This is a genomic window from Cupriavidus malaysiensis (assembly GCF_001854325.1).
GTDB classification, from domain to species: domain Bacteria; phylum Pseudomonadota; class Gammaproteobacteria; order Burkholderiales; family Burkholderiaceae; genus Cupriavidus; species Cupriavidus malaysiensis.
In genome coordinates this window covers 2,030,291-2,047,724 of record NZ_CP017754.1, presented here as the reverse complement: position 1 = coordinate 2,047,724, position 17,434 = coordinate 2,030,291, and the positions used below count along the sequence as shown (strand labels likewise).

The following is a 17,434-nucleotide window of genomic DNA, read 5'->3' as shown; positions in this document are numbered from 1 at the left end:
GTCGTTCTCAGCTCAGGAGGCCGCCGGCCGAGCGGAAGGCCTCCAGGAAATTGGACCGCCGGGTCGCCTCGTCGGCCGGAGTGGTGGCCGCCTGCAGGTCTTCGGTCTTCAGGCCCATGAACCACTTCACCAGCAGGTGTACTGGCGGGTTCTGGGTCAGGTAGCGGCTGGCCGCCCGAAGTCGCCGCCAATCCAGCTCGCGCTCGATGTAGTCCATCGTCCAGCCGAGGCTGGCGCAGAGGTGGATGGCGGTTTCCTCGAACCACTCCCGGGTCAGCGGCTGGCCGGCTCCCCCGAGCCGTCCTCCTGCGGCGGCTGTCCCGCCTGAATGTAGGCCGTGCGCAGCGCCCAGATGTCGCGCGCATCCCATTCCGCCACCCAGGCATCGGGCAGGCCTGGGTAGTTGCGCCGCAGCGTGGCCACCAGGCTGCCCAGCTCCTGCTCTGCCATCTCCTTCGCCGACACGGTGCCGGCGGCGTAGCCGGCCTGCACATCGATCATGGCCAGCTGCAGCGTGTACAGCGGCGGCGGCATCATCAGCCGCGTGCCCTGCAGCGTCACAGGCTGCGAGCCTTCGCGCAGGGGCTTGGCGGCCTCCAGGTCGTGCTCCTGGCCGGCAATGCGGATCGTCGCCATGGCTTACGCTCCGCTCAGCCGACCCACGCCGCGCACGTCATCCGCGGCGGCCGACCATTCCATGTTGGGAATGACGAAATCCTCGTTCTTGCGCGCCAGGCTCAGCTTGTTGAAGGTGACCGCATAGAGATGCAGGAACAGCCCCTTCTGGTCGTAGGTGATCAGCTCGAAGGTCGGCACCTCGCCCATCTCCGCGTTGGTAATGAGGGTGGTGGCGCCGCGCGAGACGTCGATCTTGGTGTAGCTGATCTGCACCTTCTTGTCCTTGTCGGCCGCCGCCCAGGTGTACTTGCCCGTCGCCTCGTTCACCGCGTACTGGCCGGCCTTCGGATCCTTCGCGACCCGCACCAGAAAGCCACCGGTCGCCACGTCGCGAACGCCCATATCCATATCGAACTTCGCGCCGCCCGCGACGGTATAGCCATCCGCAACGATGACGGCCGGCTCGTCGTCGACGGGCACCACCATGCCGGCGCTGGTGTCCTCGTCCTTCGACCCGAAGAACAGCTCCGTCACCACACGATGATCCCAGCGCCCTGCCTGGACCTTACCGGTGATCTTGGTGCCGGCGCGCGCGGTGGCTTCGGCGAAGTTGCGCGAGCCCATCAGTTCCTTGGAACTGGCGCTGATGTCGACATCGATGCCCTGCAGCGTCGCGACCCGGATGGGCGTGGTGCCGGCCTTGAGATAACGCAGCATGCCGGCGCCGAAGTGCCAATCTGCCTTGTTGAAGAGGGAAGCCATGAATTCTCCTGCTTGGTTAGGGGATCGCGGTGGCGTCATCCGCCGCGACCCGGTACCGCCACCGATAGCGGTAGGTCTTGAGGATGCGGAGCTGGTCGGACTCCTCCCGGCGCTCATCGATGGCACCGTTGAAGGGGCGCACGGCCAGCCCGCCGAGCGTGGGGTCTGCCCACACGCGCCGGTGAATCTCCGCATGGAGCTGCGGCATCGATGCGATCTGATCGACCCCGGCCATGAGGAGCTGGACCTCCACGGTCAGCTCGTTGACGTTCTCCCAGTCCGAGATGCCGTCCACCGGCAAGTCCGTGCCGGGCAGCACGCGCACCGCCGGCAGCTCGTCCACGCTGAACTCGGCCAGGCGCAGCCGGTCATGCACGGCCACCACACCGGCCGGCGGCACCTCCCCGGCCACCGCGGCGACGGCCGCCGCATACACGCGTTCGTGTACTGTGCTCATCGCGGTGCCCCCAGCTCGACCAGCGCGTAGTCGCCGTCGCTCAAGGGCTCCGGATGCGATGCCACGCGGTAGCGCCGATCGTTCACCGTCACGTGGTCATCGAGGGCGAGGTCCGGCAGAAGCTCGACGGGATACTCCAAGCGGACCTGCTCGCCCTGCGCCACCCCGTCGAACGCAGCGGCGGCCAGCGCGATCCTGTCGACCGGCAGCGGCACATCGCGCGCCGGGCGGCCCGCGCGCGCCCGCAGGTGAAAGACGGCGGGCTTCAGAAAGCCCGCCCGCGCGAAGGCATCCCAGAAACGCCCGGGCTCCAGCGCCGTCATGGCTAGATTGCCGCGCCGTTGAGCCGCACCGCGGCGGAGGGCATGCCAGCCGCCTTGGCCTGCGCGAACACGCCCACGACCACGCGCCCGGCGGCCGCCTCGGCGAAGATGCGCGCCTTGGCCGGGTCCCAGTAGGCTTTATCGCCAATGCCGGCCACAGCCGCCGGCTCCGCCGGCAGCTCGAAGACGCCTTCCACCGCGTACTCGCCCGGCTCGTTGGCCGCGTAGGCATTGGCCGCGATGCCCAGCAGTGCGCCCATCAGCAGCGCCTGGCCTGGCGTGACGGCCGCGTTGTGGGCATAGGTCAGAAACTTGCCCGGTTGGATGTAGTTCCGCATGCTGCTTTCCTCTCTCGCAAATGAAAACGGCGGCCATGCCGTGCTGGCATGCCGCCGCTGAAGTGGAATCGCCGGTGCCCCGCCGATCCCGGTTGCCGAGGCTTACTTGGCGCCGGGGTTGCGCCACAGGCCGCGATGGTCGATCGCCTTGGAGACGAAGTCGATGCGCCCCTTGACCTTCACGCCGTCGACGTCGAAGTCGATGTGCTGCTCGGTGTAGAGCCCCTCCTCCCCCTCCAGGTAGCAGTACTCCACCGTGTCGATCTGGGCCGGGTCCGCGAGCAGATACCAGGCCTTCGGGTCAGCGGCATCCAGGCGTGCCTCCACGATGGGCTCCAGCGCGCCCACAAAGGGGTTCTGCTGCAGCGCGACGTTCGGCACATAGGCGCCGCTGGTGTACTGCCAGGCCGCGGTTTCCAGCGCGGCGGGCACGAGCAGGTACTTGGGCAGCAGGTTTAGCGTGCCGCCCGCCGGCGACTTCTGGGTGCGCAGCGCCACGCGGGCCTCGGACAGCGAATCGATGCCGATGGCCGCGCCAGCGCCCACGTTCTTGTGGTCGGCGTGGAACAGCGGCTTGCCGTCCGCCAGCTTGGGGTTATCGAGCAGGCAGGCATACACCAGGTCCGACTCCATGTCCGCGGCGGCGCGGCCGAAGAACAGCGGCAGGCGCTGCAGCGCGGAGAGATCGTCATTGATGATCATCTGGCGCGTGAACGCGACCGCCTTGCCGTAGGTGCCGAGCTGGATGACCTCGCCGCCTTCCATCAGCTTGCCGTACTTGTACTCGCCACTCTCCCGGATGCGCTCGAACTGCACCGCGGCGTCGAAGGCCACGCGCGTCACCGGCCGGAAGTCCGACAGAGTGCCCCGGCGGGCCCAGCGATCAAAGGTCTTTGGCGCAGTGGTATAGGCCTCGCGCATGGTGCGCGCGATCACCCCGCCGAAGACCAGCGGCAGGTCGCCGGTGGCGTGGTAGGCCCCGCGCTGCGTGAGGCCCAGCGCCGTGCCCGCCAGCTCGTTGACGGACATGCCGCGCGTCGAGATGCCGGCGCGCTCCAGCGCATCGCGAGACAGTTCGCGCAGGGTCATGCCCCGGTACTCGCGCGCGCTGTCGGTCAGGGTCGTACTGGGGTTGATGCGATGGATCAGCGCGGCCGTCATGGCCTCGCGCCGCACCTCGGTCTCGTCCTGCGTGGTCTCGATCCGGTTGCCGCCCACCGAACGGATGGTGGTGGCATTGGTACGCTCGGCCAGGCGGCGCAGCACGTCGGTACGCACGGCGTCGATTGCCATGCCACGGTCGACGTACTCGTCGATCAGGGTCTCGGCGCATTCCAGGGTCGAGCCGCGCACGACTTCGCGGATCTCGCGCTGGCGCTGGCGCTCGGCGGCGCGGACCGAATCGCTCGAATCGGCGCCGTCGCCCGCGGCTGGCGCAGGGGACGCAGCCGGTGCCGTGGCGTGTGCTGCGGTCGGCGGCTGGCCCTCATGTGCGCGCTGGGTAGCGGCCTGGCCTGGGTCGGCCGCCGGGGTCGTGATGGTCATGGTTTCTCCTTCGGATTGAGAGGCGGCAGCCTCGCGGGGGGTGGATGCGGCTCGTTCGATGAACTCGCATGGGAAGAGCTTCTCGCGCTCGCTGGGAGCGCCGTTCTCGGTTCGGATGACGGCGCCCGGATCAGCCCCGATGGCAACCAGGGAGACCTCCAGCGGCTCCCAGTCGACCGCCCGGTAGATCCACTCGTCGTTGCCCTCGGTGTTCGGCGGGATCATCTCCACGCGGTGCAGGCGGGCACCGACCGAGACGTTGCGCAGGATCCCGTCGAGCACGTCCTGATAGATCGGCTCCACTTCGTCCCGGCGGGAAAAGCGGATGGAGGCGCTGGCGTCATCGCCGAGCGTGGCCGTCTCGATCACACCGAGGACGCTGGAAATGCCCCAGGTCGAGTGGCTGTTGAGGAACGGTGCCGCGCCGGACTGCAGGCGCGCCATCCTGACGTGTGCGGGGTCCAGGCTCAGCTCCTCCTGGTAAGCCCGCTCGCGCATCCAGTCGTAACGGCGCACGCGCGCCCCGGCCGTCCACCTCGCGGTGACGGTGCGGCGCTCGCGATCGGCCACGGTGACCGGCGCCAGGCGCGTGACCAGCGGCATGTCCTGCGTGCCGGCGTTCTTCGATACTGGCATTGCTACTCCCCAAGGAAAAACGCCCGAGACGGGCGCTCGGGCGTGGGTTGGTCATCGTTCGGCAGGTTGCCGAGCGATCGCTTGCGCTTCGCTGGCGGACGGGCCCTTTCCTTCTCGCTCGCCTTGTTCGGCTTGCGGTCGCCGTCGTCCGCGTCGGCATCGCTGGCATCGCGTGCCCGGCCGCCCAGCGCGTTTCGCAGCGGGTCGGTCTCGATCTCCTCGTCCACCTGCAGGGGGATATAACCCAGCTCACGCACCACCTCGTGTCGCGACATGAAGCCCTGTTCCACCATGACGGCGTAGCCTTGCGCTTCGCGGTAGGGGTCGAGCAAGGGAATACGTGGCGCGGTCCAGTCGTCCGGTCGCAGGCCTGGCCGTGGCAGCTTGCCAGCCAGGTAGGCCGCCAGGGCGAACCGCTCGGCGATACGTTCCATCACCATGGGAATGAACTCCAGCCACTGGAACTGCTCGACCATGGCGCGGAACTCGATCTTTCCCATCCGGCCGCTGGTGAAGTTGACCTGCGAATAGTCGCCGGTCAGCTGCTCATAGGTGATGTCGGAGCCGGCCGCAATCGCGCGCAGGTCGACGCGCACATGCTCCTCGTAGCCCTCGCTGGCCGCTGGCGACGCAAACTCGACCCGCTCCCCGGCACGCAGGTAGTTGATCGAGCCTGGCTGCATGCCTTCGAGCCTGGGCGGTTGACGCCCGGCGCCGCCACCCGGCACGGGCGTGATGCCGCCGGCGCCGACGCCCTGGAAGCCATCCCCCTCCATCCAGACGAAGGCGGCAAAGCAGGCCTCGATCTTCTTGCGCACCAGCTCGGCCTCCTGGTACTCGCCCAGGTCACGCGCGCGCCAGATGCTGACCGCAAAGTGAGGCAGGCCGCGCACCGTGCCGGGGCGGTCGATGACCCGATAGAGGTGGATGATGTCCGCGGCCGGCACGAAGCGGCTCACCCAGGACCGGGGCACCGCCTCGACTTCGCCTGGATGGTGGTCGAACAGCCAGTAGCCTGTGCGCTTGCCCTTGAGGTTGAACTGCACGCCCGCGATGCAAAAACCGCCATCGACCGGGCCGGTACGGCTGGTATCGAGATGGTCTGCCTCCAGCACCCGCAGTTGCAGTGGCACTTCCAACCCGGCCTCCGGCGGGCAGTACTCGAAGCGCAGCAGCACCTCGCCGGACTCCCATGCGGCGCGCGCGAGCTGGGCCTGGATGCCCGCCAGGTTGAGCTGCTCGCCGGCATCGCACTGGCGCGCCCATCGGCTCCACAGCGCGCCGTGTGCCGGGTTCTCGTACTTGGGCACGATGCCGGTGCTGCTGATCGCGTTCTGCACCAGTACATTGAGCGCGCGCTTGATGTAGCCGTTGTTACGCACCAGGTCGCGGCTGCGGTTGCGCAGCCGCGCCAGCGCCGGTACCAGCTCGGCATTGCCGCTGCCGCCGCCCGGCTGCCGGCCGGCGCCGCGCGGGCCGCGCAGGCTGGCGCCGTCGAAGCCGCGCGCGATCTCGCGCGCCCGGTCGTAGTGCGCGCGCGCCGCCATGCGCCGCAGGCCTCTGGCCGGGGCGAAGTGGCCGATCAGGCGATCCAACAGGGTGGCTTTCACAGTCACCCCCGATCGAAGTAGGCGACGGTGACGCGCGGCCGCTGCGGCGACAGCCCCTGCTGCGCCAGGTCGGCGATGATGATCTCGCGCGCTGCCCGTAGATCGGCCACGCTGCGGTAGGTGATGCGCTTGCCGTCCTTCTCGATGGTCAGCTCACCCGTGGCGATGGCCGTGTTGATGCGGTCGAGATCCGCCGTCGTGAATGCACTCATGCTTACCTTCCCATCCAGTTTGAACGCACGTTGAGCCAACCGCCGCGCCGTGCGCCGGCTTCCTCGCGATCGGGGTCAGCGTTGGGTTCGGCCTCGGCCAGCAGGCTCGCGGCCGGCGGCTCCGTGGCCGCAGCCTCGCCGCCTTCCACCGCCATCGGCACCGCCAGCGCAGGGTCCGCGAACAGGTCACGCACGCGCGGCTCGATCACCATCTCCAGGCCGGCCCAGTCGGCCTCCGTCATGAGGTTCACCCGGAGGCGCGGGTGGTAGGCCGCGGCGAAGTTGTAGACCTTCAGGTCCAGCGCCTCGTTGCGCAGGCGCAGCTTGTCCCAGCGGCCCTTCGAGACGTTGAACGCCTCGGCCACAAGCTGCTTGAAGTACTCGTCTTCCAGGCCTGCAGGGAAGCGCATGCGGCGCGCGGCCGGGTCCAGCTCCTCGTCGGCCTGCAGGGCGGCGAAGATCTTGTCCTTTGCCGTGTCGGTGCCGACCTGCCAGAGCTGCACACCCTTCTGGAAGGTGCGCCCACGTATCGTGACGTCCTGCGCCGAGGGGCGGCCGATGATCGGCCGGTGCTGCTCCTTGGCGCCCTTGATCGCGAACACGCCGCGCGCCTGGCGCAGGCGGCAGTAGTCGTAGACCTCCTGCGTGTGATGCCCGCCGGAGTCGATGGCACAGGTTTGCACCTGCAGGGAGACCCCGAACGCATTGACGATTGGCCGCTCCAGCAGCGCGTCGAGCGTCGCCCAGGGGGCGGCCGTCGACGGGTCGCCGTCGATGACGACGTAGTCGATCGTCCAGTTGGTCATATTGCGGCCCCAGCCGCTGATTTCGACCTCGAGGCGGTTCTTCTGCACGTCGACGGACGCGGTCAGGATCATGCAACCGCGTGGGATGGTCCGCAGCGCATGCGACTCGGCGCGCCGCTTGACCAGCTCCCATTTGACCTCGGCGCTACGGTCTTCCCAGCACTCGCCCAGGGCGTTGTTGATGAAGGCGATCAGCTTCTCGATGTCGGCCTGCGCCTCGATCCAGTCGCGCACGAGATCCGTCCACGGCCGCCAGCCGATGGGCGCATACAGCGAGCTGATGTGAAAGCTCGCCGTCTTGCCGTCGCCAGGCGCGGTCGGCATCCAGTACGCGCCCTCGTAGCCGCGCGTCTTCCAGACGTGCTCCGGGTTGCCGACCCCGCAGACCTCGCAGTGGTAGCACACCGAGTCCGGATCGCCCTCGCTCCAGCGCATGCCCTTGCGCCAATCGAAGAACTGCGGGTGTCCGCAATCCGGGCAAGGCACGAAGTAGCGCCGCTGGTCGCCCTTCTCGTACAGCTTCTCGATCTGCGAGCGGCCCTTGATGGTGGGCGTGCTGTTGGCGAAGACCTTGGCGCGGCGGCCGAAGTTGCTGGTCCGGTTGATGGCCAGGACGATCGGGTTGCCCTGGCCGTCGACGTTGAGGAGGTACTCGTCGACCTCCTCCAGCATCACGTAGCGGACCGTCGTGGACTTGAGGCGGCCGGCGCGATTCGCGCTGACCAGGTTCATCATCCCGCCGGGGAAGCGCTTGCGGCGCTTGGTGTTATCGCTGCCCTTCTTCCCCGCGTCCTTCACGCGCGCGCGCAGCTCGGGGGTCGACTTGCGCATCGGCTCGAAGCGGTCGAGTTCCCACTTCTCCGCGTCGTCGTTGGTGGCAAACACCACCAGGACGTTGCCGGCCGCGACGCTGATGCTATGGCCGATGAAGTTCTCGCCGGCTGCGGAGCCGCCGATCTGGTGGCCCTTCATCTGCGCGACGACCGTCACCCAGGCATTGCTGAAGGGGCGCAGGTCGTCGTGTGCGTAGCGCGTGGTCACGCTGTCCTGGCCAGACAGCGCATCCATGATGCCCACCAGGTAGGGCGTGCGTTCGTTTCGCCACCGGCCCGGCTCGGGGGCGTTCTCCGGCAGGATGCGATGCTTGGCTGCCCACTCGGCAACGCCGATCCGTTCGTCCGGCCGAATCGCATTGGCGAGGGTCCGGACGAACTGATCAATCGCCCCCATCGTCCTCGTCCTCCTCTTGCTCGCGCAGGATGGCCGCCTGGTCCACCTGCTGCAGCGCCGACGCCAGCTCCTTTTCGAGCATCGCCTCGATGCGGGTGGGGTCGGTCTCGGCCGCCAGCAGGTCCTTGACCCGAACCGGCACGTTGAGCACGGCGTCGCGCAGCGTGCGGAACGCCGTGAACGCCAGGCGCTGGGCCTCGGCAACGTCGATCAGCGCGCCGCGGTACTCGTCCAGCTCGGCCTGTTCGCGCTGCCGTCGGATCGACTCGCGCGCAGCGCGCTCGACCCGGTACTGCCGCACCGCGGGATCCTCTTTCGCTCCGGCGGTGGCCACCGCCGCCCCTCCCGCCGCCGGCGGCCCATTGGCATCCATGCCTTCTTCGTCCAGCTCCTCCTCATCCTCGTCGGGGGAAGCGGATACGGGGGCCCGGCGGCGGGACAAGTCGCTGAACGAAACCCGGCCCTCGTCGGTGTTGCGCACCCAGTCGGCCGCGGCACTCTCCGAGTCGATCTTGCGGTTGTCGTTCAGTCGGATCCGGCCCGACGCGATCGCCTTCTGCACGGCGCGCAACGTGACGCCCAGATGGCGCGCGAAGGCTCGCTGGCTCATCTCTGCCATGGTGGACTGCCTCGTGTGCTGGACCTACGGGTGACTACCTGACTACCGCACCAGGTGACTACCCTGAAAAATTCCCGCCACTGCGCGAGCAACGGGGCGCGAATTACCCACGAACGCCAGGCCCCGGGAAGGACCCGCGCCCCGGGCTTGGGCCGCCGGCCGGGCCGGGCAGCCGCCCCGCCTCCGGTCCGGCAGATTGGCCGTCAGCGCGCCGTGGCCACCGCCTGCTCGAAGTACTCGACCATCAGCCGAGGAAACTCGGCCTCGGTCACGCGCTGCGCGATGCCATGGAAGTCCAGGCGAACGCGATAGCTCGGCAGGCTCACGAAGAGGAACATCGGCTTGGCCCCGCCGTGCTGCAGGTGGGCAATGCGCTTGTCGGCGCCGTAGTCCATACGGCGGTAGATCCCGGCAGGGAGCTTGCCCTCCGGCCTGGCGAGGGCGAAGTAGGTGAAGCCGCGAACCCCAGATTTCCCTCGGGCGAGGTTGTCGCGCCGGCGCTGGGTCATGTTGGCCCGGTAGCCCTTCTGCGGGAAGGCGTTGAAGTAGGACAGGATCTGCACGATCAGTGCCGGCGGCACGTTGCCGTGCTCGTCCAACTCCACTGCCGAGCCGGGCACCGCCACCATTCCCGCCGGCATGATGCCGGCCGCCTGCAGGGCGCGATCGAACGCCTTGTAGCGGCGCTCCCCGCCATAGACTTCCGGCCCGAGGAATTTTGTCGACGCCCGCCCGCCCGAGTCCACGTCCTTGAACCACACACGCGCTGAGAGATCCTGCTTGGTCGCCGGCTGCAGGTACAAGGAATTCAAGGTGTACCGGGTCGGGTTGTCGAAGACGCGCGGCATCTCCGCCTCGATGTTCGCCTTGACCAGCTGCTGCGTCTTGGTCAGCGCGCGGGCCGTAGCGAACGGCATCTGATCCTGGTGGAGCTTTGCGGCAAAGCCCAGCGCAGCATCGATGTTCGAGGAGAGGTCGAATTCGGCCATGCTGCCCCCAGTCCGCCATAAAACAAAGGGCCCGGAGGCAAACGCGCTCCGGGCCCTTGGAAGCTACGATTCGGTTGAGCGGCGCGAATCGCCGCCACTCAACTTGCTGCTCCTGGCTGGCCATAGCGCAGGCAAGTCGAACGTGCCATTCCAGTTCGGCTTTCCCTGGCCAGCACTGTCAAATGAGTTCAACGAAACTCGTAGGTGCAAGCTTCAAGACAGCGGCGTCGAAGACGTCCTCACACTTGATGCTCTTCTGGTCAAACCAAACGCACTTCACACCATCCTCAGTGCCGCCGGCAAAGGAATAGTCTCCGAGCTCAGAAACCGTCATGGTGGGTCCGCCACTCTTCACAACAACGAGATCACCCTTCTTGAACTGGGCCATACAGCCTCCTCTATGACAAGTGAGCCCACAGTGTAGTTGAGAAAGTGACGATTACGCTCAATCGAAGCACTCCCAGAGATAGGCTCGCACCCATTCAGAAACGGACGGCGATACCGCGGGAATTCTCCCCCGCGTCTTGACCGCCGCTTCACCGAAGCAACACAGTTGCGGCAACCCGCGACCTGACGGACACGCTCGCAAACAAAAAGCCCGCGCGGAGCTAACCGAGCGGGCTTACGTTTTCTGTGGGCGAGCGCCGCCCACGAACCGGAATGTAGTGCACCAAATCCGCGCTGTCAATACTCGACCCCGCGCCGACGCAACAGCGGCTCCACCTGCAGCTTGGCCCGCGCATACGCTACTGCCTGTCCCGCCCCGGCCCGCGGGTTGCGCCACACGCTCGGGCCCATGCGGTTGCGCGCTTCGATCCGGATCGCCAGCTGCGCATCGGGCTCCAGTTCCGCAATGGCGGCTGCCACCTGCTGGATCTGCCACGCGAACACGTCCGCGGCCAGCAGTTCATCCGTGGACTGCCACTGCCGCGCGCTGCGCGCCCGGGAGCAAGTTTTGTCCTGCCCCATGAAACCGCGTGCCCCGGGTTCGGCGCACTCCCAGCAGAACCAGTCGTACAGCAGGTTGTCCAGGGCATCGTAGTCCGGATAGTCGGCCAGCGCCGATTCGATTCGCGCCACCTTCGCCGGCGGCTTAGCGGTGTACATGTTTCCCCCGTTGCACGATGGCGCGCATCCGCGCCAGATTCTGTTCGGCCGCCACCGTCGACGGCGAGGCACCCACCTCTGGCGCACCCGGAATCGGCGCCAGGTGCTCCCGCGTCGCGATCGCCCATAGCTCCGTCCACCGCTCCCGCGCCTGCGGCCAGGCGTGCACCTGCAGCCCATCGCCCCCGAACCTGACCGCGGTCCAGAAGGCGGCGCGGGACGTCCAGCGATCACGACCGGCCGCGCGCAACGGAAACTGCGCAGCCGCCTCCAGGAACCCCTGCTCGGCCATCATGCGCTGCCCCGTCGACGCAGCTGCGCCTGCAGGTTCGCCGCCCATCCCTCCGGCGGCCCGGATGGCGCGGGCGCGCCGGCACGGGACAGGGCTGCTTCCCGCTCGGCGGCGCGAGCGTCGCGCGCATGTTGTCGCCGCGCACGCACACGCTCGACGTGATCGGGCACCCAGTCCTCTCCGCGCGCGCGGTTCACGATGAAATTCAGCATCTTCCACTGGTGGCGCACCTCGGTCGTCTCGCAGATGCCCTGCCATTCGTCCAGGACATCCTGGCGCAGACGATCGGGTACCCGTGCCAGCATTCGTGCCACGTAGGCCCGATGGGCAGGCGGAATGCGCACCGGCCAGGCCAGATGTGCCTCCCACCCGATCGCAGGCCGAGGCTCCTCATCTGGATGCCGCTTTTCTCCCACCGCGCTTGCGGGCTCGTGGCGCGCCTCCGAGAGCCCCGGCCCTTCCGCTTGCGATGCATGGGGGCCCTGCCCGCCCTCCCGCGCCGCAGGCGTGGGGGGCTCGATAGTCATCCCTTCCGCGCCGCAGGCGTGGGAGGGGTTGGGGAGGGTTAAGTAGTTACCGGTACTCTGATGTGTGTCGGCCTGCGGCGTTGAATTACCCTGTGAATAACCGCGCTTTCCCTTGCCACGCATGGCTTTGCGGTCGTTGGAGGGTACTGCTGCACATACTCCGGCTTTTTTCGGGTCGTTGTTATCCACCAGGGCCTTGCACAAGCGAAAACGCAGCCGCAGCTTGGTCCCGATTGGCTCCACCAGGCCCTCCTTTTCGAGCTGCGCCACACGGCGACGCAGTTGCTGCTCCGACGGCAGAATGCGCTTCACCCCAGGCCGCCCCGGCACCTCCAGATCTTCACGCAGTGCCCACCAGGAGACCGCAGCGCCGGCTACGCCAACAATGCCTGTCTTAAAGTCCATGCGCCGGCGCAGCGCGAAATACAGATTGCGCGCAAGGATGTCCACCTTGCGCATGGCCTCCCATTCGGAGTCGTCGATCACAAATCTCGACACGGCTCTTCTTCCTCCATTGGTTCCTGGTCAATCAAGACCCGGTCTGCCTTGATGCAATGCAATTCGAGACGGTGCGATGTATCCGCAAGCCTTTCCAGCAGGCCGAGTTCAACCAACCGGGCAAGCATCCGTCTCATCTTCTGCACGTCATGCGCAACGCCGCCAACACCGGGCCGCGCGGGACGCATCGTCTGAAACTTCATGGTCTGGTATGAGAACGTGCTGCCAGTTCCGCCGACGCGCCCGGTTTCGAGGTCCATGAAGGCGCGAATGCCAAATGTGTAGAAATGAAATAGGTCGGCCCCCTCACCTGCCAGGGCCGAGAGTTCTGCTGCATTGAGATAGATGCCAACGGGGATGTGGGCGTGCATGGAAGGGTCCTTATCGAAGGGTTGCAAACGTCCCATCTTCCCGCGCCAAAAGACTGATTTGAATAGGCCATGTCAGAAACGATTACGGCCGCACTACGGCGGCCTGACAAAGTGTGTGGAAGGTGGAGAGGAAAGCGGCGGCCAGGACCGGGCGCGTGCCAGCGCGATGGTGTGCCACCGCTGCTGCCACATCGGCGGCATAGCCCGCCCGAGCCTTCGGCGGCAAGGACTGCCAACGCCTGGCGCACAGCGCCGCCAGTGCTGACGGCTGTCCCGCCGCCTGGAACACCCAGCAGACATCCGCCAGCGGCCATGCGCACTCCCCCAGCAGGTGCGACGCGAAGGCCTGCAGCGCTTGCCATGCCTTGTCCGAACCGGCCGCCGCAGCGATTTCCTCGGCGCGGTGCCAGGCACAGCAGACTTGCCGTGGCCGGCTGCAGGCAAAGCCAGCACCAACGCGCCAGGACTTGCAGCAGGTCATGTCCGCGAGAAAGCGCGGACCTTCAACGGGGATCCGCCGAGCGGCAGCGGGCTGACTGCGGGATGGTGGAGTCAAACAGGCCCCTGCAGGTGACGCCCGCAAGCACCCATGCTCATGCGCGCACAGAGGCAGGAGGAACCGATCTCATTGCCGCGCGCCAGGTAGTCCATATAGGCCCGCGTAGTCACCACCAGGCCCAGGGAGTCCAGCATCGCGTGGATCTTCTCCAGCGTCACGCCGGCGCCGTTGGCGACCTTGTTGGGCATCGTGTCGTCCCAGCCAGTCGCCTCGCAGAGCGCACGGCGCTTGGCCGCGTCCCTGCACGCGTCCCGCAACGTCGCCGTCAGCAACGACTCCCGCTCGATGACGAATGCCTTGTCATTCATGGCCGTTCCATCCTGTTCAAGAATCAACGAATGCACCGGAACACGTCCGCGCCTACGATGGCGACATCGCTCCAGCCCTCCACATCGATGCCACCAACCATCCTGTTCGCTCGCCTACAGCACTACTGGATGCAGCAAGCTGCGGCCAAGGATTGCCAACACGTATCGGCGGGAGCGACTGAGCGGAGCCGGAGTTCCGGCCAGACAATGTGCCAATCCAGCGGTCGAAGCACTTCCCTCGGGACGGCTCCATGCGACCAGCCCTCGATCAACGGTGCATAGCACTCTCGAACCGGCTTTCGTAAGGTCGCCCACTCGTTCACGGTCGTCGGCGTTACTCCAAGATGCCGCGCTAGCTCGGCCGCCCTCCCCCGCTCGGCACGAAGATAGGTTCTCAGATCCATGCCCCGAATATTAGCCGCCGGCTTTCATTTTGCCAATAGCCTACAGCACATTCCATTTGTTAGCTGGCGGCTATCTAATCGTCCTGACCTACTGATCAGCGACATCGCCAGCATCCAAATGAAGACCATCGACGAGATCCGACACGAGAACCTGCTTCTCTTGATCGGCAAGTTCGGAACGGTGCAAGCGTTGGCAAACGCGGTGGGGAAGTCCCATGCCCAGATCAGTCAACTGAAGACCCGCGCGGTTCACAGCGCCACAGGCAAGCCACGAACGATTGGGGATGATCTAGCAAGGACTTTCGAGCAGCGATGCGACCTGCCACTGGGGTGGTTTGACAACCCCCATACGTCCATTGATGCGGAGGGCCCAGATCATCACCAGCAGCAAAGTACTCCGGCACCGCTCGATCTCCCGCAAAGGAGTGCGCACCCGGACCCTCACATCCGCAAGGCGATTGCGATTCTTGAAGGCCTCGATCGCGAAGGGCGTATCGAAGCCCTCGGGGCCATCAAGGTTGTCGCAGCAAGTCACCACCGGACGGCCTCGAGGTCCGCCGGCTGAGGTGATCGAGCTAGCTGCGTGGAAAGCTCGGCGGGACAGTACAAGCCCCTAGCGATTCATGCCTGGCCCGACGTAACAACGATAAGAACAAAGCCTCAGATCAGGGATCTTTCAATGCGGTAGAGCCTGCATCAAGCCGGCCAACGCGCTCACTGCCACACCCGAGATCATCGTCGTTCCTTCGAGATCTTCATTTCGATGTAGTCCTCGATGTCCTCGCGCGTCTTGGCACAAAGGGCCATGTACGCGGAGATCGCAATGCGCTGAAACGGCCATGCGGACATCTGCGGCCGTGCGTCCAGGTCTATCGCCGACGAGCATGCCGCTGCGTGTTCTTGACTCTCCTGGTCAAGGAATCCGTCCCCCATCCCGTAGTCACGCTCAAGCCGTCGAGCTGCGCGCTCGCCGAACGACGCTGAGCCGCCCAAGAGTTGCGAAAAATAGCTCCTCTCCCGTCGAGGGACTGACCGACCCTCCAGCCATTGGCGAAGGCGCTTGCGTCTCGTTTCTTGGATGTCCATCCGGACGAGTTTAGTTCAGTTGTTGATCAGACACGTCCGTGCCAGAGCCCGCCCCCACCTGGGCAGGCCCCAGCCCGAAGCCCGCTTCAGCGAGCCTCTTCCGTTCCCTCCTCCCTCTCAGCACCAGATCATTAGCCCAAGGCTATTGTCAAAACAAAAGCCCACGGCTAATATTAGCCGCAAGTGAACGGCTGACCCGATTGACCAAGCGAGGAAGGAGTCCGAAATGGCAAAGCACCCGACCTACGAGCAGATCATGGCCATGCCCCTGCCGCAGCAGGCTCTGGCAATGGAGGAGCGCCGCCACCGCGGGCGCCTACTGGAAATTAAGGACATGGCGGCGGCCCTGGCGCTGCTGGAGGCAGACCTCCCGGCCATCAAGGCTGCCGGCGCCAACATCTGCATCGAGCACACCTACCCCGTGTTCCGCGAGAGACTGAGGCTCTCGCTTGGAGGGATGTCGGTCGCTCAAGAGCGGGCGCTATGCCGCGCACTGCTGCTCACGGGCTTCAAATTCGTCGGCCGCGATGACTACGAACTGGCCAATGCCTACTTCAAGAAGGGCCGCCTCACCGTCCGCGTGATGACACGCCTCGCAGACCTAGAGCAGGCCCATCGCGAAGCGGCGGCGGCGCTCGCCGCGCCGGCGGAGGCCACGGCATGAACGCCCGCGACCGCCACGCGCGCATCACGCGCAACAACCGCGGCCTCCTCGTCGCCACGCTGATCGCCATCGCACTGGTGGCCATCTCCTGCCTGGCCACGGCCATGGACGAAGCGGCCAGCGCGATCCGCCCCACCTCGGATGGGAGGTCGGCATGATCCACGTCCACGTCACCATCGACGGCCGCCTCACCTATTCCGGCCTGTTCCGCTCCACCTGCGACGCGATCCTGGATGCCCTGGACCGCGGCGCACGCAGCGTGACGGCAGTACCGGCATGACAGCGCGCCGGATCTCGAAGGCCGAGCTGATCGCGGAGTTCCTCCGCGTGAAGGGCTCCGGCCGACCCGAAGAGCAGGTCGAGATCCCCGCGATCCGCAGAAAGCTGGCGCGCAGCCGCCGCGCCTTCCTTCGCGAGCAAGCCCGCCGCCAGCCGGCGCGGCCCCGGCTCGATCCCGACTTCATCGACCACAAACGCCGCCAGGCGAACGACCTCGACTGAGGAGAGACCATGCTGATTGGACTGACCGGCCGCACAGGATCCGGCAAGGAAACTGCTGCCGCCTACCTGGCAGAAGCGCACCGCTTCTTGCCTCTCGACTTCGCCACGCCCCTGCGCCAGATGCTGCAGGCCGGGCTTGGCCTGACGGATGCCCACTTCACTCCGGCGGCCGAGCACAACGCCATCGACTGGATCGGCCGTTCGCCGCACCAGCTGATGCAGTCGCTGGGCACCGAGTGGGGCCGCTCGCACGTCAAGGCCTCGCTGTGGACCGACTTGGCGGCCCGCGAGCTGGACAGCCTGGCGGGGCTCGATGTCGTCTTCCTCGACGTGGATGGCGAGGATGAAGCCGCCATGATCCGCGACCGCGGCGGCTACCTGATCCACCTGGTGCGGCCCGATGCCGCCAGCCCCCACGCACGCATTCCAGGAGCCGGCGTGCAGCTTCGTGAAGGCGACCAGGAGATCCACAACGATGGCAGCCTGTTCCAGCTCTACGACCAACTCGACCGCATCGTCGGCGACAAGGCCTTCGCCGGAGGTGGCCTGTGAGCACGCGCCATCTCCACCATCCGCGCCGAGTGCGTCCACCCAAGCCCACCGTGTCCCAGCCGCGCCTGCGGCTGACGTTCGCCACCGACCTGGTGGCCTTCATCCACGCGCCCACGACCCAAAGCTATAACCGGCTCACGCGCCTCCTGGACGTGCTGGCCGTAGCCCTCGCCGCACAGCGTGCGCCCGATGCGCTGATCCAGATCCACTCCGCCCGCCGCGCCATGGCCGCCATTTTCGGCCGCTGGGAGCGGACGGGCATGGTGGCCCTGAGCCGGCTGGACGAGCTGACCCTACGCGCCGCCGCCCCGCACGTCGAATCCGCCCTCGGCCGGACCCGCCTCGACGCCTTCAACCTCGCCCACGCCCTCGTCAAAGCTCAGCTGCAGGCGCAAGGCGACACCATCATCGACTGACCCC

General features: G+C 66.8%; 26 protein-coding genes. 7 read left to right on the top strand and 19 right to left on the bottom strand.

The genetic code is table 11. The features are described 5' to 3' along the window. Positions 1-7: 7 nt before the first annotated feature. The 19 genes from BKK80_RS09085 to BKK80_RS37960 all read right to left on the bottom strand — a co-directional run bounded on the left by BKK80_RS09085 (position 8) and on the right by BKK80_RS37960 (position 14,211). Entirely contained in the window at positions 8-217 is a 210-nt protein-coding gene (locus BKK80_RS09085; protein ID WP_071069144.1) for a hypothetical protein, read from the bottom strand. Between the two features lie 56 nt (positions 218-273). After that, a complete protein-coding gene (locus BKK80_RS09080) occupies positions 274-636 on the bottom strand; it encodes a hypothetical protein (protein ID WP_071069142.1) in 363 nt (120 codons plus the stop codon). Between the two features lie 3 nt (positions 637-639). Beyond that, positions 640-1,380, bottom strand: coding sequence for a hypothetical protein (locus BKK80_RS09075; RefSeq protein WP_071069140.1), 741 nt, complete (start codon positions 1,378-1,380; stop codon positions 640-642). 16 nt (positions 1,381-1,396) lie between these two features. Next, positions 1,397-1,837 (bottom strand): hypothetical protein, encoded by a 441-nt coding sequence (locus tag BKK80_RS09070; protein WP_071069138.1) that lies wholly within the window; start codon positions 1,835-1,837, stop codon positions 1,397-1,399. Continuing rightward, positions 1,834-2,160, bottom strand: coding sequence for a head-tail joining protein (locus tag BKK80_RS09065; protein WP_071069136.1), 327 nt, complete (start codon positions 2,158-2,160; stop codon positions 1,834-1,836). Before BKK80_RS09065 ends, BKK80_RS09070 begins: the two co-directional genes overlap by 4 nt. Positions 2,161-2,162: 2 nt before the next feature. After that, positions 2,163-2,498 (bottom strand): DUF2190 family protein, encoded by a 336-nt coding sequence (locus BKK80_RS09060; protein WP_071069134.1) that lies wholly within the window; start codon positions 2,496-2,498, stop codon positions 2,163-2,165. Positions 2,499-2,600: 102 nt separating this feature from the next. Further along, positions 2,601-4,679 (bottom strand): prohead protease/major capsid protein fusion protein, encoded by a 2,079-nt coding sequence (locus BKK80_RS09055; protein ID WP_071069132.1) that lies wholly within the window; start codon positions 4,677-4,679, stop codon positions 2,601-2,603. 2 nt (positions 4,680-4,681) lie between these two features. Further along, the gene (locus BKK80_RS09050) at positions 4,682-6,295 is read right to left on the bottom strand and encodes a phage portal protein (protein ID WP_157903188.1); all 1,614 of its coding nucleotides are present in this window, start codon (positions 6,293-6,295) and stop codon (positions 4,682-4,684) included. Then, a complete protein-coding gene (locus tag BKK80_RS09045; RefSeq protein WP_071069128.1) occupies positions 6,292-6,501 on the bottom strand; it encodes a phage head-tail joining protein in 210 nt (69 codons plus the stop codon). Before BKK80_RS09045 ends, BKK80_RS09050 begins: the two co-directional genes overlap by 4 nt. Positions 6,502-6,503: 2 nt before the next feature. Then, on the bottom strand, positions 6,504-8,537 hold the full coding sequence (locus BKK80_RS09040; RefSeq protein WP_071069126.1) for a phage terminase large subunit family protein: 2,034 nt from the start codon (positions 8,535-8,537) through the stop codon (positions 6,504-6,506). Continuing rightward, positions 8,524-9,156, bottom strand: coding sequence for a hypothetical protein (locus BKK80_RS09035; RefSeq protein ID WP_071069124.1), 633 nt, complete (start codon positions 9,154-9,156; stop codon positions 8,524-8,526). The genes BKK80_RS09040 and BKK80_RS09035 overlap by 14 nt, the downstream gene beginning before the upstream one ends. 203 nt (positions 9,157-9,359) lie before the next feature. Then, the gene (locus BKK80_RS09030) at positions 9,360-10,145 is read right to left on the bottom strand and encodes a hypothetical protein (RefSeq protein WP_071069122.1); all 786 of its coding nucleotides are present in this window, start codon (positions 10,143-10,145) and stop codon (positions 9,360-9,362) included. Positions 10,146-10,323: 178 nt separating this feature from the next. After that, complete coding sequence (locus BKK80_RS09025) at positions 10,324-10,533, bottom strand: YodC family protein (RefSeq protein WP_071069120.1); 210 nt, start codon at positions 10,531-10,533, stop codon at positions 10,324-10,326. 296 nt (positions 10,534-10,829) lie between these two features. Continuing rightward, positions 10,830-11,252: a hypothetical protein gene (locus BKK80_RS09020; protein WP_071069118.1), complete on the bottom strand. Its 423-nt coding sequence runs from the start codon at positions 11,250-11,252 to the stop codon at positions 10,830-10,832. Continuing rightward, complete coding sequence (locus tag BKK80_RS09015; RefSeq protein WP_071069116.1) at positions 11,239-11,547, bottom strand: hypothetical protein; 309 nt, start codon at positions 11,545-11,547, stop codon at positions 11,239-11,241. Before BKK80_RS09015 ends, BKK80_RS09020 begins: the two co-directional genes overlap by 14 nt. Next, complete coding sequence (locus tag BKK80_RS36315) at positions 11,544-12,557, bottom strand: hypothetical protein (RefSeq protein ID WP_157903187.1); 1,014 nt, start codon at positions 12,555-12,557, stop codon at positions 11,544-11,546. Before BKK80_RS36315 ends, BKK80_RS09015 begins: the two co-directional genes overlap by 4 nt. Next, the gene (locus BKK80_RS09005) at positions 12,554-12,940 is read right to left on the bottom strand and encodes a hypothetical protein (RefSeq protein ID WP_157903186.1); all 387 of its coding nucleotides are present in this window, start codon (positions 12,938-12,940) and stop codon (positions 12,554-12,556) included. The genes BKK80_RS36315 and BKK80_RS09005 overlap by 4 nt, the downstream gene beginning before the upstream one ends. A gap of 552 nt (positions 12,941-13,492) precedes the next feature. Continuing rightward, positions 13,493-13,807 (bottom strand): hypothetical protein, encoded by a 315-nt coding sequence (locus BKK80_RS09000; protein ID WP_071069110.1) that lies wholly within the window; start codon positions 13,805-13,807, stop codon positions 13,493-13,495. 122 nt (positions 13,808-13,929) lie between these two features. Beyond that, entirely contained in the window at positions 13,930-14,211 is a 282-nt protein-coding gene (locus BKK80_RS37960; protein WP_084545525.1) for a transcriptional regulator, read from the bottom strand. 118 nt (positions 14,212-14,329) lie between these two features. On the opposite strand from BKK80_RS37960, the gene BKK80_RS08995 reads away from it, so the two are divergent. The 7 genes from BKK80_RS08995 (at position 14,330) to BKK80_RS08970 (ending at position 17,430) form a co-directional block, all read left to right on the top strand. Next, on the top strand, positions 14,330-14,776 hold the full coding sequence (locus BKK80_RS08995) for a hypothetical protein (RefSeq protein WP_071069107.1): 447 nt from the start codon (positions 14,330-14,332) through the stop codon (positions 14,774-14,776). 747 nt (positions 14,777-15,523) lie between these two features. Beyond that, positions 15,524-15,961 (top strand): hypothetical protein, encoded by a 438-nt coding sequence (locus BKK80_RS08985; RefSeq protein ID WP_071069103.1) that lies wholly within the window; start codon positions 15,524-15,526, stop codon positions 15,959-15,961. Further along, positions 15,958-16,119 carry a hypothetical protein gene (locus BKK80_RS36310; RefSeq protein ID WP_157903185.1) on the top strand — a complete coding sequence of 54 codons (162 nt, stop codon included), beginning with the start codon at positions 15,958-15,960 and terminating at the stop codon, positions 16,117-16,119. Before BKK80_RS08985 ends, BKK80_RS36310 begins: the two co-directional genes overlap by 4 nt. Further along, complete coding sequence (locus BKK80_RS37745) at positions 16,116-16,241, top strand: hypothetical protein (RefSeq protein ID WP_257786752.1); 126 nt, start codon at positions 16,116-16,118, stop codon at positions 16,239-16,241. Before BKK80_RS36310 ends, BKK80_RS37745 begins: the two co-directional genes overlap by 4 nt. Next, positions 16,238-16,462: a hypothetical protein gene (locus tag BKK80_RS08980; protein ID WP_071069100.1), complete on the top strand. Its 225-nt coding sequence runs from the start codon at positions 16,238-16,240 to the stop codon at positions 16,460-16,462. Before BKK80_RS37745 ends, BKK80_RS08980 begins: the two co-directional genes overlap by 4 nt. A gap of 9 nt (positions 16,463-16,471) precedes the next feature. Further along, entirely contained in the window at positions 16,472-17,014 is a 543-nt protein-coding gene (locus BKK80_RS08975) for a deoxynucleotide monophosphate kinase family protein (protein WP_071069098.1), read from the top strand. Continuing rightward, entirely contained in the window at positions 17,011-17,430 is a 420-nt protein-coding gene (locus tag BKK80_RS08970; protein ID WP_071069096.1) for a hypothetical protein, read from the top strand. Before BKK80_RS08975 ends, BKK80_RS08970 begins: the two co-directional genes overlap by 4 nt. The last annotated feature ends 4 nt before the right edge of the window (positions 17,431-17,434 follow it).

Bases quoted from the DNA above. Each gene is read 5' to 3' on its own strand.
- BKK80_RS09085 (WP_071069144.1), bottom strand. From the start codon at position 217: ATGGACTACATCGAGCGCGAGCTGGATTGGCGGCGACTTCGGGCGGCC.
- BKK80_RS09080 (WP_071069142.1), bottom strand. From the start codon at position 636: ATGGCGACGATCCGCATTGCCGGCCAGGAGCACGACCTGGAGGCCGCC.
- BKK80_RS09075 (WP_071069140.1), bottom strand. From the start codon at position 1,380: ATGGCTTCCCTCTTCAACAAGGCAGATTGGCACTTCGGCGCCGGCATG.
- BKK80_RS09070 (WP_071069138.1), bottom strand. From the start codon at position 1,837: ATGAGCACAGTACACGAACGCGTGTATGCGGCGGCCGTCGCCGCGGTG.
- BKK80_RS09065 (WP_071069136.1), bottom strand. From the start codon at position 2,160: ATGACGGCGCTGGAGCCCGGGCGTTTCTGGGATGCCTTCGCGCGGGCG.
- BKK80_RS09060 (WP_071069134.1), bottom strand. From the start codon at position 2,498: ATGCGGAACTACATCCAACCGGGCAAGTTTCTGACCTATGCCCACAAC.
- BKK80_RS09055 (WP_071069132.1), bottom strand. From the start codon at position 4,679: ATGCCAGTATCGAAGAACGCCGGCACGCAGGACATGCCGCTGGTCACG.
- BKK80_RS09045 (WP_071069128.1), bottom strand. From the start codon at position 6,501: ATGAGTGCATTCACGACGGCGGATCTCGACCGCATCAACACGGCCATC.
- BKK80_RS09040 (WP_071069126.1), bottom strand. From the start codon at position 8,537: ATGGGGGCGATTGATCAGTTCGTCCGGACCCTCGCCAATGCGATTCGG.
- BKK80_RS09035 (WP_071069124.1), bottom strand. From the start codon at position 9,156: ATGGCAGAGATGAGCCAGCGAGCCTTCGCGCGCCATCTGGGCGTCACG.
- BKK80_RS09030 (WP_071069122.1), bottom strand. From the start codon at position 10,145: ATGGCCGAATTCGACCTCTCCTCGAACATCGATGCTGCGCTGGGCTTT.
- BKK80_RS09025 (WP_071069120.1), bottom strand. From the start codon at position 10,533: ATGGCCCAGTTCAAGAAGGGTGATCTCGTTGTTGTGAAGAGTGGCGGA.
- BKK80_RS09020 (WP_071069118.1), bottom strand. From the start codon at position 11,252: ATGTACACCGCTAAGCCGCCGGCGAAGGTGGCGCGAATCGAATCGGCG.
- BKK80_RS09015 (WP_071069116.1), bottom strand. From the start codon at position 11,547: ATGATGGCCGAGCAGGGGTTCCTGGAGGCGGCTGCGCAGTTTCCGTTG.
- BKK80_RS09005 (WP_157903186.1), bottom strand. From the start codon at position 12,940: ATGCACGCCCACATCCCCGTTGGCATCTATCTCAATGCAGCAGAACTC.
- BKK80_RS09000 (WP_071069110.1), bottom strand. From the start codon at position 13,807: ATGAATGACAAGGCATTCGTCATCGAGCGGGAGTCGTTGCTGACGGCG.
- BKK80_RS37960 (WP_084545525.1), bottom strand. From the start codon at position 14,211: ATGGATCTGAGAACCTATCTTCGTGCCGAGCGGGGGAGGGCGGCCGAG.
- BKK80_RS08995 (WP_071069107.1), top strand. From the start codon at position 14,330: ATGAAGACCATCGACGAGATCCGACACGAGAACCTGCTTCTCTTGATC.
- BKK80_RS08985 (WP_071069103.1), top strand. From the start codon at position 15,524: ATGGCAAAGCACCCGACCTACGAGCAGATCATGGCCATGCCCCTGCCG.
- BKK80_RS36310 (WP_157903185.1), top strand. From the start codon at position 15,958: ATGAACGCCCGCGACCGCCACGCGCGCATCACGCGCAACAACCGCGGC.
- BKK80_RS37745 (WP_257786752.1), top strand. From the start codon at position 16,116: ATGATCCACGTCCACGTCACCATCGACGGCCGCCTCACCTATTCCGGC.
- BKK80_RS08980 (WP_071069100.1), top strand. From the start codon at position 16,238: ATGACAGCGCGCCGGATCTCGAAGGCCGAGCTGATCGCGGAGTTCCTC.
- BKK80_RS08975 (WP_071069098.1), top strand. From the start codon at position 16,472: ATGCTGATTGGACTGACCGGCCGCACAGGATCCGGCAAGGAAACTGCT.